This window comes from Halomonas sp. PR-M31 (genome assembly GCF_001039575.1).
GTDB lineage: Bacteria > Pseudomonadota > Gammaproteobacteria > Pseudomonadales > Halomonadaceae > Modicisalibacter.
The window spans coordinates 1-13,406 of the sequence record NZ_JIBT01000009.1 but is presented as its reverse complement, the minus strand read 5'-3'; the positions used below and the strand labels follow the sequence as shown (position 1 = coordinate 13,406).

Genomic DNA, 13,406 nt, shown 5'->3' with positions numbered 1-13,406 from the left:
TAAACCCGGCTCGACTTGCGCGAATTAAACTATAACGCAGCGAGCCGTGTTTACGAGTATGGAAGTTGGCACAGGTTTTTGAATGGCTTTCAAGAAGCTTGGTATCGACGAGCGTCCATTCTTGCCAGAAATACTTCCATGACCTTGGTATAAAGGTCGCGCCCCAATACGACGTCTTCTATTCCCGCATCCAGGTTGGGATTGTCATTGACCTCGATGACCACTACTCGATCGCCGATCTGCTTGATGTCCACCCCATAAAGACCATCACCGATCAGGCGAGTCGCCTTGAGCGCTGCCCTAACCACGGCCTTGGGCGCTTCCTTGGGATCGTGAGTGGTGAAGCCGCCGCTGCGGGTCTTGCCTCGGGAATGATCATAGATTTGCCAATGGCCCCGGGCCATGTAGTAACGACTGGCGAACAGCACCTTGCCGTCGAGTACGCCGATGCGCCAATCGAACTCCGTGGGCAGCCATTCCTGTAGCAGCAGCAGGGCGGAGGACTCGAACAGGTGGCTGGCTTCCGCCGGGAGCTGATCCGCGGAGGTGATCTTCACCACGCCTCGTGAAAAGGCGCCGTCCGGCACCTTGAGCACCATCGGGAACTGCAGCCCTGCGGTTTTCTCCGGCAGGCGCTTGAGATCGTCTCGATGCAGCAGTATGCCGCCGGGCGTAGGTACGCCTTTGGCGCCGAGCAGCTCATGCAGATAGACCTTGTTGGTGCAGCGCAGGATCGAACGAGGATCATCGATCACGACCAGACCTTCATGCTCGGCGCGTCGAGCCATGCGATAGGTGTGATGATCAAGAGACGTGGTCTCGCGAATGAATAGCGCATCGAATTCCGCCAGACGGCTTTCATCACGCTTGGTGATCAACGACACATCGATGCCCAGCCGGCGCCCGGCGCGAATGAACTGCTTCAGCGCACTCTTGTTGCTCGGCGGTAAGGCTTCTTCCGGATCGATCAAAATTGCCAAGTCATAGCGGTAGCGGCGCCGTGCCTTTGGCGTACGCCATACCCGGCGAGAATGTCGATTAAGTGCCTGAGCGAATAGATCCTGCTCTTCACCGTTCAGGGATGAGAGCGAAACAGGTTTGAGTCGGGTCAGGCGCCAGAGCCCTGGCGATGCTGAAAGCGCGCTTCCAACAAGGGGCAGGGCAGCCGGTCGAACAGTCGGCGGGCCAGTTTGCTTAGCCCTGGCTGCAGACACTCACCGAACATCAGCCTCAATTGGAACGCATCACCTTGCAAGGCGCCGCGCCGGGAAAGCTCATCCATCAACGGGGCCAGGGATTCGAGCTGTAGATCAACAAGCGCCTTGCGCGAAAGCTGATTGAGGGTCTCCACTGTCGGCAGTACCCGTTGCCCCCGGGCCTGGGCCAGCAGCGAGACGTAATAGCCGGTCTCGAGATACTCCAGGCCACCACACAGATTGATGACATGGGTAGCACTGTCCTGCTGGGGGTTGGGTGCCTGAGCAAGATAGTCACCAGCGGTGATCAGGTCATCCGTGGGAAAGTAAGGGCGCCAGTCGGAAATACGGTCGACGACGATGCGCAGTAGCGACATGGGTCAATATCCTGCCTGAAGAAGAGGCCAAGAAAGCAAAGGCCTTGGCGGCCCGTAAGGGGCTCGTGAATGGCGCTAGAATGCACCGGCTTCACTCCAGGTTCAATACGCTGCTGCAAGGAAATCCGCTTCAAATCAAAGTGATGACAAACCCCGAAACACCCCCCACAATGCCGACGATAGTCATGTCAGCAAGAGATGAAATCGCCGTGTTGCCCCAACTGCGTCCGGCTCGCCCGGAAGATCTTGATGGTCTTTGCCGCCTGGAAATCGAGTCCTTCGAGGGAGATCGCTTCAATCGTCGTCAGCTGACCCACTTGCTCACCCGCGCCCATGCTGTCACCTGGGTTGTCGAGAACGACAGCGGCATCCTGCTTGGCTATGGAACCCTGCTTTTGCGCCGCAATAGCGCCAGCGCCAGGCTTTACTCCTTTTGCGTTCATCCAGAGGCCCGAGGAGAAGGCATAGGACGCCGATTGGCAGAGCGGCTTGAACAGGAAGCTCTTGAACGCAACCGACACAAGATGATCCTCGAGGTACGTGCGGACAATCGCCGCGCGATCGGCCTCTATCGCCGGCTTGGTTTTTTGCCCAGGCGCTGGCTGGAGAACTACTACAGTGATGGCTGCGCTGCCTGGCAGATGGATAAAGTATTGGAACCAAACGACTCTGTAGAGGCCTCATTTTAGAGAGTCACACTCGCCAGATCGAGGATGCGAACCATGATCGCTTGGGCTAGCATGATGCTTTCCATGAATATTGCGGAGTTTTCATGCCTTCTTTCGATATCGTCTCTGAACTCGACAAGCACGAAGTGACCAACGCAGTGGATCAGGCCAATCGGGAGCTTGCAACTCGCTTCGATTTCCGCGGTGTCACCGCAAGCTTCAGCGAGGAAGGCGAGAACGTGAAACTGGAGGCGGATGCGGATTTCCAGCTGCGTCAGATGATCGACATCCTCAAGGGGCGCCTGATTGCGCGAGGCATCGATGTGAGCTGTCTGGAAGAAAAGGATGCGGACAGCAGCGGGGTGCGCGCTCGTCAACAAATCGTGCTGCGTCAAGGTATCGATCAGCCATTGGCCAAGAAGATCGTCAAGGCGATCAAGGATGCCAAACTCAAGGTGCAGGCCCAGATTCAGGGTGAAAAGGTACGGGTCACTGGCAAGAAGCGCGACGACCTGCAAGAGACCATGATGCTGCTGAAGAACGATAAATCCATCGACATGCCGCTGCAGTTCAATAATTTTCGCGACTAGAATGAAGAGGTGAGAATCTGCCGGGGAAGGGTGATCTTCTCTTTATCAGGAGGCCGTCATGTCGAAGCTGAGACGCGCGCTTTACACGAGCCTGGCGGGCCTCAGTTTCGGTCTGGGTATCATTGGCGCCTTTCTGCCGCTGATGCCCACGACGGTATTCATGCTGTTGGCGCTTTGGTTGGCATCCAAGGGCTCGCCTCGGTTCGCGCGTTGGATTCGTTGCCACCCTCGCTTCGGCCCGCCGATCGTCAGCTGGGAAACTGAAGGCGCTATCTCGCGCCAGGCCAAGTATCTCGCCTGCGCCATGCTGGCGCTGTCTATGCTGATGATAGCCCTGAGTGTTGAATCCCGATGGTTGCAGGCGATTCTGATTCCGGGGCTTGCCTTGATAGGTGTGTGGCTTGCCACTCGGCCGGAGCCAACCCAAGGAGTCTGTGCCGACCCAAGTTCGCCAGAATCTGTCTCGCCAGAACCCGCTATGTCAGGAAAAGCCTCTACTACCGATAACCAGACATCCTGTCGTGATCGTCTGTCCACCCAACGCTCGAGTCGCTGATCACTGCTTTCAGGGCTTCGGCCTCTCTTTGAGGCTCGGGACGCCCGGGGCGTACAATGATCGGCAATTCGATTCAGGAGTTTCAGTTGATGACCATGTCCCAGGCAGCACCGACGAATGAGAAACCACAACCCACCTATTTGAGTGATTACCAGCCACCTGCGTTTCGAGTGACCCATACCGAACTCAAGTTTGATCTCGATCCTTCGAACACGCGAGTAACTGCCCTGCTGCATCTCGAACGTCATCCGGATAGCGATCCAGGCCGCCCGCTGACCCTCAACGGCGAGAAGCTTTCCTTGCAGCGCATTGCCATCGATGGGCAAGAGCTTCAGGAAGGGGAGTACCGGCTCGATGAGAAATCCCTGACCATCGACAACCCGCCGGAGCGGATGCGACTGGAAACCGAGGTGGTTGTCGACCCTGCCTCGAACACCGCCCTGCAAGGGCTCTATGTGTCCAACGGCATGTTCTGCACCCAGTGCGAGGCGGAAGGTTTTCGCCGCATTACCTTCTATCCGGATCGTCCGGACGTGATGGCAACCTTTGCGACTACGGTGATAGGCGACAAGACGCAACTACCGGTGCTGCTCTCAAACGGTAACCCGGTGGAACGGGGCGAGCTGCCAAACGGTAAGCATTTCGTTACCTGGGAAGATCCTCATCCCAAGCCCAGCTACCTGTTTGCCCTGGTGGCGGGGCAGCTCGAGAAGGTTGAGGATCATTTCACCACCATGAGCGGGCGCGAAGTACTTCTGCAGATCTGGGTCGAGCCGCAGAACCTGGACAAGACCGAGCATGCCATGCGTTCTCTCAAGGCATCCATGAAGTGGGACGAAGAGACCTATGGCCGGGAGTACGATCTCGACCGCTTCATGATCGTCGCCGTGGATGATTTCAACATGGGCGCCATGGAGAACAAGGGTCTCAACATCTTCAACAGCGCCGCGGTGCTGACTCATCCCCAGACCGCCACGGACGCCGCCTTTCAGCGAGTGGAAGGGGTCGTGGCCCACGAGTATTTCCACAACTGGTCCGGCAACCGGGTCACCTGTCGCGACTGGTTCCAGCTGTCGCTGAAAGAGGGCTTTACCGTCTTTCGCGATCAAGGCTTTACCGCGGACATGAACTCGGCGCCGGTCAAGCGCATCCAGGACGTCTCGTTCCTGCGTACCGCCCAGTTCGCGGAGGATTCCGGCCCGACCGCACACCCGGTACGCCCGGATCACTACATCGAGATCACCAATTTCTACACCCTGACCATCTACGAGAAAGGCTCCGAGATCGTGCGTATGCTGCGCCATCTGCTGGGGTGGGAGACCTTTCGCAAGGGGTCGGATCTCTATTTCGAACGTTTCGACGGCCAGGCGGTGACCATCGAGGATTTCGTCGGCTGCATGGCAGAGGTCTCAGGGCTCGATCTCGATCAGTTCATGCGCTGGTATTCCCAGGCCGGCACCCCGGAAATCGATGCCAGCGGCGACTACGACTACGCCAAGGGTGAGTATCATCTGACCCTGCGTCAGCGCACCCCGGCCACGGCAGATCAGCCCGACAAGCAACCGCTGCACCTTCCCGTGAAGGTCGGCCTGGTGGGTACCAAGTCCGGCGAGGATCTAAGGCTGACATTGGAAGATCCGGAGGATCAGGCGAATCTGGACAAGGGCGGCGTACTGCATCTGCGCCAAGAAGAGCAGACGTTTATTTTTACAGGACTCGATGAAGCGCCGATCCCGTCACTGCTGAGAGGGTTTTCCGCGCCGGCCAAGCTGCGCTTTCCCTATGGGCGCGACGAGTTGGCCTTTCTGCTCATGCATGATGTCGACGGCTTCAATCGCTGGGACGCCGGGCAGCGACTGGCCATGCTGGCGCTGGACGATCTGATCGCCGCCCACCGCAACGGGGTGGAGAAGGTCATGGATTCGCGTGTCGTCGACGCTTTCCGCAGCCTCCTGACCACGCCGACGGAAGACAAGGCGGTGCTGGCGGAAATGCTGACACTACCCTCCGAAGCCTATATCGCCGAGCAGCAGCCGGTGGTGGACGTGGATGCCATTCATGCCGCCCGCAGCTTCGTCAAGCAGTCCCTGGCCTATGCATTGCGGGACGAGTTCCTGGCGATCTATCAAGCCAACCAGATTGAGGCGGCGTACGCTCCCAGCGCGGGGCAGATCGCCCAGCGCAGTCTCAAGAACGTCGCGCTGTCCTATCTGATGAGCATCGAGGACGAGCAGGGAGTCGCCCTGGCTCAGCAGCAGTTCGAGGCGGATCACAACATGACTGACGTGCGGGCCGCCTTGACGCTACTGGTGCATAGCTCTAGGGGCGATATCGCCGATCCGGCACTCAAGGCCTTCGGCGAAAAATGGGCCCATGACCCGCTGGTCATGGATCAATGGTTCAGCCTGCAGGTCACCCGGCCGCAATCCGATGCGCTGGATCGCGTGAAGTACCTGATGGCGCATCCGGCGTTCTCCCTAAAGAACCCCAATCGGGTACGGGCGTTGATCGGCGCCTTCGTGGGTCAGAACCGGGTCAACTTCCACCGTCTGGACGGGGAAGGGTATAAGCTGCTGGCGGACGTGGTGATCGAGCTCAACAAGCTCAACCCGGAGATCGCCGCCCGCATTATCACCCCGCTCACCCGCTGGCAGCGCTTCGATGAGCAGCGCCAAGCGCTGATGAAGGCAGAACTGGAGCGTATTCGCGCCGAGGATCTGTCGCCGAACGTCTATGAAGTGGTGGAAAAAGCCTTGGCAGGCTGACGTTGAAAGCTCGCCAATGCCGAATAAAACGGGCCGCTCGAATGAGCGGCCCGTTTTATTTACGCCTACTGATATGAAGATCAGCGGGCAATACGGTCGTTGGCGGCGGTAAAACCTTGCAGCGACACCGGCAGATCTAGGCGTTCTCCCCGCGGCCCCATGATGCTGACGGTGGCACGGGTGCCATTTCGCATCTGCTGGCGCAGGGTTTCCGTGACCGGGATGTCCGCACGGCAGCCCTGCTCCTGGCACATTTGATAGGGGAAGTTGATTGGCTCGTTGCTATCGACGACCAGCTGCAGACCCGGCGCCAGGCGCGTACCCAAAGGTAAAATGAACGCCATCGCTGGTGCGTCCAGCTCCTTGGGATAGGCCATGATGACCTGCATGATGGGCTGGCCGCCCTGGGGATTGTCGACCAGCTGCATCATTGAACAGAGTTCTGCACTGCCGCCATCTTGAGGGCAGCGCACCTCCCAGTCCTGGAAGTTTTCGACGCTCATGTTGGGGCCTGCTTGACCCTGCTGTGCGAAGGCTGGAGGGAGAAGCCCGCCGCATAGCAGCAGCGCGAAGAGTCCAAGCCGTAGTTTGAAACGAGAAAGCATAGGATATGTCGTCCCTGGTTGTGGTCCACCCCCGCTACTTTACGTGACCGAATGGGCTTCGTCATGGGCGTGGAAAGGTTTTCATCACGCCATGAGCCAGCTCAGCACCAGCAGGCCGATCACCGTCCAGACGATGCCCCCGATGAGGGAACGACTCAGGAAGCTGCGAATGCCTTTGAGCAGCAATAGCAGACCGATCACCAGCATCACCATGTTGAACAGCGACGTGTTGATACCTAGAGAGCCGGATAATCCTTCGATGAATTCGTAAATGAAAATGCCAATGCTGGCAAAAAAGTCCGAAAAAAGATCGACCAAGGCGCGAATTGCATCGCCAATGCTCTCACCGAGCCAGTTGAAAAAACCATCAGTTTGCATGAATCATCCATGGAGTGTGTCGGGAGTATCGGAATAGAATGTCACATTCCTGCTGATCAAGGCTGCTCATTCCCATCTCTTGATGAAGACATCAATGCATATGCTTCAGCTTGTTGGTGCCGGGGGATGGTCGATCACTCGGCGCAGCACGAAGCTTGAATGCACGCCGCTGACGCCTTCGATTCGAGTGATGCGATTGAGCAGCAGGTTCTGGTAGTCATCCATGTCCCGTACCACCACCTTGAGCTGATAGTCGGCCTCCTGGCCGGTAATCAGAAGGCATTCGAGGACTTGAGGCAAGGCGCCTATTTCCTTCTCAAAATTAGCAAATCGCTCCGGGGTGTGACGATCCATTGAGATGTGCAGCAGCACCATCAGGCTGTAGCCGAGCCGTTTTGCGTCCACCAGAGCGCGATAGCCGGTAATCAGCCCGTTTTCCTCAAGTGCCCGAACCCGACGCAGACAAGGCGACGGCGAAAGCCCGATACGCTCCGCCAGTTCCTGGTTACTGATGCGGCCTTCGCGCTGCAGGATGTCGAGAATGTAGCGATCATAGCGATCTAGCGCAGTAGAAGTCTCGTTTGTTGGCAAGAGAGAAATTCCGTGTCGCTCAATTGATTTATAGCGCTATTTTATGCCATTTAAGGCTAAAATCTCATCTTATTTCGCAATCTTCTGTGTAGTCAAATGGCGTAAGCTGGACACTGTCGTTATCGCGATAATCCCGTTGTGCCGGCAGCGGCTCCACAAGAGCCCTTGTCGGCGCTAGACTCACAAGGTCTGACACATCGTTCAAACATTCGCCGGCCAAGCTGACATCCGGCATCAGTCTCCGGCAAGGACACGACCCATGGCTTCTACTGCTTTTGATCATCGCAAATACGCGCCGGCAGAGCCGGTCCCGCTCATTAATCGTCAATGGCCTTCCCGCACCTTGACCCAGGCACCCTACTGGGCCAGCGTCGATCTGCGCGACGGCAACCAAGCGCTACTCGAGCCTATGAGCGTGGAGCAGAAGAAGCGACTTTGGGCCTTGCTGGTCAAGGTCGGTTTGACGGAAATCGAGATCGGTTTTCCTGCAGCCAGTCAGCACGACTACGATTTCGTGCGCTGGCTGATCGAGGAAGACCAGATTCCGGAAGGCGTAAACATCCAAGTGTTGGTGCAGGCTCGGGAGCATCTGATCGAGAAGACCTTTGCCGCACTGGAGGGTGCCAAACGCGCTATCGTTCACGTCTACAACTCCACTTCCAAAGTGCAGCGTGAGCGGGTCTTCGAGCAGGAGCGTGAAGGCATCATCGGTATCGCCGAGCAGGGCGCTCGCTGGGTCATGGAACACGCGGCGCGCTATCCGGACACCCACTGGACCTTCCAGTATTCCCCGGAAAGCTTCACCAGCACCGAGCTGGATTTCGCCGTGGAGATTTGCGAGGCGGTGATGGACGTCTGGCAGCCAACGCCGGAAAAGCCCTGCATTCTCAACCTGCCGGCCACCGTCGAAGTGGGGCCGGTCAATCATTTCGCCGATCAGATCGAGTACTTCGTCACTCATCTCAACAACCGTGAAAGCGCGATCATCTCGCTGCATACCCACAATGACCGAGGCGGTGCTGCGGCAGCGGCGGAACTGGGGCTGCTGGCCGGCGCCGATCGCGTCGAGGGAACGCTCTTGGGTAACGGCGAACGCACCGGCAACATGGACATCGTCACCTTAGCGATGAATCTCTACAGCCAGGGCATCGATCCGAAGCTCGATCTTTCCAACCCGGATGAGATCATTCAGGTGTGCACCGAATGCACTGGCCTGGAGGTACATCCACGTCACCCCTGGATCGGTGAGCTGGTCTACACCGCCTTCTCCGGCAGTCATCAGGACGCCATTCGCAAGTGCCTGCACAAGCAGCAGGAGGGCGAGGCCTGGCAGGTGGCCTATCTGCCCATCGACCCCAAGGACCTGGGCCGTGACTATCAGGCGGTGATTCGTGTCAACAGCCAGTCTGGCAAGGGCGGCATGGCCTTCTTGCTCGAGCGGGATTTCGGTATCAGCTTGCCGCGCTGGATGACCTTGGAACTGGCGCCTCATGTTCAAGCTGCCAGCGAAAAAACCAATGGCGAACTCTCGAGCCAGATGATTCGGGATATCCTGCTCGATACCTTCCTGCGTGATGCTCCGTTGACCCTAAAGGGCTATCGTTTGGATCGGGAAGGCGCTGAAAGATTGACGGCAACCTTGATGCATAATGGCGATACCATTGCGCTCGAAGGCCAGGGAAACGGAGCGATTTCCGCCTTCATGGACGCCTGGCAGTGTCATACCGGCCAGAACATCAACGTGGTGGACTATGGCGAGCACGCGCTGGGGGAAGGGAGCGATGCCGTGGCCATCGCCTTCGTGCAGCTCAACGTGGACGGGGTAAGGGTCAGCGGCATGGCCGAGGACGGCGATACGGTGAGCGCCTCCCTCAAGGCGGTGCTCTCGGCGATCAATCGCAGCAGTGCCGCCTCTGACATACTCGGCGCTTCACAGGCTCAGGCCGCGAATGCTTGAAAATTCATGAAGCCTATCTTTTTTTAATGAAATCGGCCGCCTTCAGGGCGGCCGATTTTTTTGAAACACCACGCTGCGGCTCGCGACTGTTCAGTTGTCGCTGCGAACTTGGGCATGACTGATCAATGCAAAGATGAAGGTGCCTCCCAGGACGTTACCCAGTAGTGTCGGTAGCGCAAACTTGAAGGCGTAGTCGCTCATGCTGGCCTTGCCGTCGAAAACCAGATACAGCACCTCCGTGGAACCCACGATGATGTGAGTGAATCCCCCAAGGCCGATCAGAGAAGTAATGATCAAGATCACCCAGACCTTGGCCTCTCCGGCTGCGGGTAGCAGCCATACCATGGTCGCAATCATCCAGCCGGCGATGGCGCCTTTGGCGAACATTTGGCTAACGTCGTTTTTCATGATCTTTTCTCCCAGGGCAATGAAAACGCCGTGGGTCTGGGTATCGAACAAGGGCATGGCCAAAAGAAGATAGGCGGAGATCGCGACACCGATCAGATTGCCGATGAGTACCACGCTCCATAAACGCAGCAGACAGAAAAGCTTGTAGAATCCCGGATCGGTCACCAAGGGCAGTACCGCAGTAACGGTGTTTTCGGTAAAGAGCTGTTGATGCGCCAGAATGACCACGATGAAGCCGACGGCGTATCCCAGCGAGGAAATCAATACGCCGATATCGTTTTCCGGAAGATGCGATTTGATCAAACCGATGGCCAGCATCGAGAAACTCATTGACAGGCCGGCAGCAATGGCCGACCACAGCAGCGCCGAAACGGTACGACCAAGCTCTTTTTCTCCTTGAGTACGGATCGTCTTGTGTATGGCGGCTACTTCGGTTTGTTGAGAGTTGTTTTCTGAATCGGAGACGCTAGATGAGTCGTTGATCGTGGACAAAGGGGCGATTCCTTCCAATGGAGAAAGCAGGTGTCTTTGAATGTGGGCGATAAGATTCAGTACCGCAACGTCTTATCGCTTATTCAGCGGATCAACTGCATTCAAAAGGTTCTAGGATCAAATTCTGAACGATGTTCCTTGGAAAGCTGTATTTTAGATAAACATGGTTGATTGATGCAGGGAAGGTACATGTCCGACGTTTCACTAGCGATTATGATCAATCTAGGCACCGCCTGGCTTGCGGGTAGCCTGATTGGGCTGGAGCGCAGCTATCACGGTCGCCCGGCAGGGTTTCGTACTCATGCCCTGGTATGCGGCGCGTCGGCGATGCTGATGCTGGTTTCCGTACACCAGGGTGAATGGATGGCAGGCAGCAGCCTGGCGGAGACGGCAATACGGACCGATCCCACTCGCATGGCGCAAGGCATCATGACCGGCATCGGGTTTCTAGGCGCGGGAGTGATTTTCAAGGAAGGCTTGACGGTACGTGGTCTGACTACGGCAGCATCGATCTGGGTTACCTCGGCGTTGGGCATCCTGTTTGGTATCGGCTTTTTCTATCTTGCGGTGGTGTCAACCATTGCAACGTTGGTGACGCTTTCGACCTTTCGCTGGGTGGAAAACCGTCTGCCTAGCAAGTTCTTCGCCGATCATATGCTGTGCTACGCCATTGATGCGGTAGACGATGAGGTGAAGGTACGTAAGATGATTACCGAGCATGGATGCACCATCAAATCAATGAGCTATAGTCTGGGGGAACGCGGCACCCTTTATCGTTACCATATGGTATTGCAAACCAACAATCAGCAGAATTTGGCCAGACTGGCGGCCTATCTGCGGGACTCGAATACCATTCAAGAGTATCGGCTAGTGTCGTCGACATGATTGCTGAAGAGCACAACATCATAAGTAAGGAACGCAGGAATGGCCGATACAATGGCAGGTACGGCGCGTTTGATTCTCAATGGCAAGTCGTCCCAGAATCTCGAAGTCCGCGAGGCCGTGAAGGCACTGCGTAAAGAGGGCTACGATCTACAGGTGCGCGTTACCTGGGAGGCAGGAGATGGCTTGTACTACGCGCAGGAAGCCTGCCATGAAGGAATCGGCCGGTTGGTCGTAGGCGGCGGCGATGGCACTGTCAGCGAGGTCGTCAATGGCTTGATGCGTCTTGACGAGGCAGAGCGTGCATCCCTTGGCATATTGCCGTTGGGGAGTGCCAACGATCTTGCTCAAGGTCTTGGTCTCTCTCTCGAGCCAGCGATCGCTCTGCGCGAAGCACTCAGCGCCTCATCCAGAGCCGTGGACGTAGCGCATCTGGGGGAAGATTTTTTTATCAACATTGCTTCCGGAGGATTTGGCGCTCAGGTGACCACCTCGACACCAAGAGCGCTCAAGCGTGTACTGGGTGGCGGCGCCTACGCACTGATGGGCATGTTCAAGGTTTGGCATTATCGGCCCTACAGTGGGCTTATACGCTGGCACGAGGACGGTGAGGAGAAGGAGATAGATGCCCCGCTTTTCCTACTCGCCATCGCCAATGGATCTCAGGCTGGAGGGGGCCAACAGCTGGCGCCTCAAGCCAAGATTGATGATGGTTTGCTGGACATACTGATCGTGCGCCATTTCTCATCCTTGGGTGAAATGCGCCAGTTGATGAGCGAGCTCGAGCGTATTCCCGAGAGCGGGGATTTTGTACGCACGGTGCGGACTTCACGTGTTGCCTTTCGTGCGGATGGTGCGTTTCCAATCAATCTTGACGGTGAACCGCGTTTTCTGCGCGAATTCGAGGTGACACTGGTACCACGTGCTATCCGTATGCTGTTGCCTACGAGCAGCCCATTGCTGTCGTCCGTATCGCCTGCTCAAACCGAAACTGCCTGATGCTGAACGTAGCTGAGAGTTTTCCCGGGAAACTGGACATGGGATTGCTCTGTCTTTAGTATGTCATGCCCTCGTGGGGCGCCTATTTCGCTCCACCGCTGGTCTCGCTTTGCCGATGACTGCATCACCAGCGTTAACGAACGTCAACCGACATGACGCTATCGCCGGAGAGAAAGTTCATGACAAAGTACAATTCGCTAAGTCCTGTTCTAGTCGGGTACCTATTCATTGCTGTTGCCGTGATTGGCGATATCTTTCCCAAACGCATGAATCCCCGAGCATATGCCTCCTTTCGTCAGAAAGGCGATCCTTAGCGACCCCCCGCAATACTGGCTCCTAGCGACCAGTCTTTTCATGTCGCTTCTACCAACGCCTTTTGCTTATTTGAACCCGTGAGTTCTGGCATCGCCCTAAGCTCTAAAGGTCTAGGCCTGATCGATTAGCGTCGGTCTGCGTTTTGTAAGCCACATTCCGCTACGACCATAGCGTCAACGTTTCTGCGCTGGTCCGTCCATCAACGCTGATGCCGTCCATCGAGATGATCGCCGCAATGCCGTGGCCAAGAATTCGGCATTCAGCCCAACCGAGAGATACTCTTTTGAACGACGCAGGCTTTTATCAATTTTCCACCCTCACGGTACTGCTCCTGCTGGCAGCCTTCTATGGCGGTACCTATCTGTTGACCTTGACCATCAAGAAAGGCAAGGAGGACACCGACGCTTCATGGTCTCTAATCATCGTATTGGCTTCGGCATGGGAGCGGCCAGCATGACCGCCACCTGGATCTGGGCCGCCTCCTTCTACGCTGCTGCTACCTCCGGCTATACCTACGGCGTTTCCGGGCCGCTGCACTACGGGCTATGGGGCGCGCTGATGATTCTGTTCATCTACCCCTTTGGTCAGCGTTTTCGCAAACTGGCGCCCAATGCGCATACCCTGGGG

13 protein-coding genes and 1 pseudogene are annotated in these 13,406 nt (G+C 56.8%); 8 read left to right on the top strand and 6 right to left on the bottom strand.

The window, feature by feature from the left end:
* Positions 1–89 precede the first annotated feature (89 nt).
* Together CH74_RS19945 and CH74_RS19940 are read right to left on the bottom strand one after the other, a co-directional pair.
* On the bottom strand, positions 90–980 hold the full coding sequence (locus CH74_RS19945; RefSeq protein WP_367379084.1) for a RimK family alpha-L-glutamate ligase: 891 nt from the start codon (positions 978–980) through the stop codon (positions 90–92).
* Positions 981–1,108: 128 nt separating this feature from the next.
* On the bottom strand, positions 1,109–1,573 hold the full coding sequence (locus CH74_RS19940) for a RimK-like ATPgrasp N-terminal domain-containing protein (RefSeq protein WP_367379083.1): 465 nt from the start codon (positions 1,571–1,573) through the stop codon (positions 1,109–1,111).
* Positions 1,574–1,758: 185 nt separating this feature from the next.
* Between CH74_RS19940 and CH74_RS03420 the strand changes: the two genes are divergently transcribed.
* The 4 genes from CH74_RS03420 (at position 1,759) to pepN (ending at position 6,152) form a co-directional block, all read left to right on the top strand.
* Entirely contained in the window at positions 1,759–2,262 is a 504-nt protein-coding gene (locus CH74_RS03420; protein ID WP_048306125.1) for a GNAT family N-acetyltransferase, read from the top strand.
* An 83-nt stretch (positions 2,263–2,345) separates the two neighbouring features.
* Positions 2,346–2,831, top strand: a complete 486-nt coding sequence (locus tag CH74_RS03415; protein ID WP_048306083.1) for a YajQ family cyclic di-GMP-binding protein — start codon at positions 2,346–2,348, stop codon at positions 2,829–2,831.
* 58 nt (positions 2,832–2,889) lie between these two features.
* A complete protein-coding gene (locus CH74_RS03410) occupies positions 2,890–3,387 on the top strand; it encodes a YbaN family protein (RefSeq protein ID WP_082140269.1) in 498 nt (165 codons plus the stop codon).
* Positions 3,388–3,482: 95 nt separating this feature from the next.
* Positions 3,483–6,152: an aminopeptidase N gene (gene pepN / locus CH74_RS03405; RefSeq protein ID WP_048306123.1), complete on the top strand. Its 2,670-nt coding sequence runs from the start codon at positions 3,483–3,485 to the stop codon at positions 6,150–6,152.
* Between the two features lie 80 nt (positions 6,153–6,232).
* On the opposite strand, the gene CH74_RS03400 is transcribed toward pepN, so the two are convergent.
* From CH74_RS03400 to CH74_RS03390, 3 genes are all read right to left on the bottom strand, one after another.
* Positions 6,233–6,655 carry an invasion associated locus B family protein gene (locus tag CH74_RS03400; protein ID WP_253272923.1) on the bottom strand — a complete coding sequence of 141 codons (423 nt, stop codon included), beginning with the start codon at positions 6,653–6,655 and terminating at the stop codon, positions 6,233–6,235.
* Positions 6,656–6,841: 186 nt separating this feature from the next.
* On the bottom strand, positions 6,842–7,135 hold the full coding sequence (locus CH74_RS03395) for a hypothetical protein (protein ID WP_048306081.1): 294 nt from the start codon (positions 7,133–7,135) through the stop codon (positions 6,842–6,844).
* A 105-nt stretch (positions 7,136–7,240) separates the two neighbouring features.
* On the bottom strand, positions 7,241–7,726 hold the full coding sequence (locus CH74_RS03390) for an Lrp/AsnC family transcriptional regulator (protein ID WP_048306080.1): 486 nt from the start codon (positions 7,724–7,726) through the stop codon (positions 7,241–7,243).
* Between the two features lie 259 nt (positions 7,727–7,985).
* Here CH74_RS03390 and CH74_RS03385 point away from each other — a divergent pair, with 259 nt between their 5' ends.
* Entirely contained in the window at positions 7,986–9,683 is a 1,698-nt protein-coding gene (locus CH74_RS03385; RefSeq protein ID WP_048306079.1) for a 2-isopropylmalate synthase, read from the top strand.
* Positions 9,684–9,773: 90 nt separating this feature from the next.
* Here the strand turns inward: CH74_RS03385 and CH74_RS03380 are convergent, their stop codons facing one another.
* Complete coding sequence (locus CH74_RS03380) at positions 9,774–10,583, bottom strand: formate/nitrite transporter family protein (RefSeq protein WP_082140268.1); 810 nt, start codon at positions 10,581–10,583, stop codon at positions 9,774–9,776.
* Between the two features lie 189 nt (positions 10,584–10,772).
* Between CH74_RS03380 and CH74_RS03375 the strand changes: the two genes are divergently transcribed.
* The 3 genes and pseudogenes from CH74_RS03375 to CH74_RS18120 form a co-directional block, all read left to right on the top strand.
* Complete coding sequence (locus tag CH74_RS03375) at positions 10,773–11,468, top strand: MgtC/SapB family protein (RefSeq protein WP_048306078.1); 696 nt, start codon at positions 10,773–10,775, stop codon at positions 11,466–11,468.
* A 39-nt stretch (positions 11,469–11,507) separates the two neighbouring features.
* Positions 11,508–12,464: a lipid kinase YegS gene (gene yegS, locus CH74_RS03370; protein ID WP_048306077.1), complete on the top strand. Its 957-nt coding sequence runs from the start codon at positions 11,508–11,510 to the stop codon at positions 12,462–12,464.
* A 598-nt stretch (positions 12,465–13,062) separates the two neighbouring features.
* Positions 13,063–13,406 (top strand): annotated as a pseudogene (locus CH74_RS18120) (sodium:proline symporter); the annotation flags it as partial.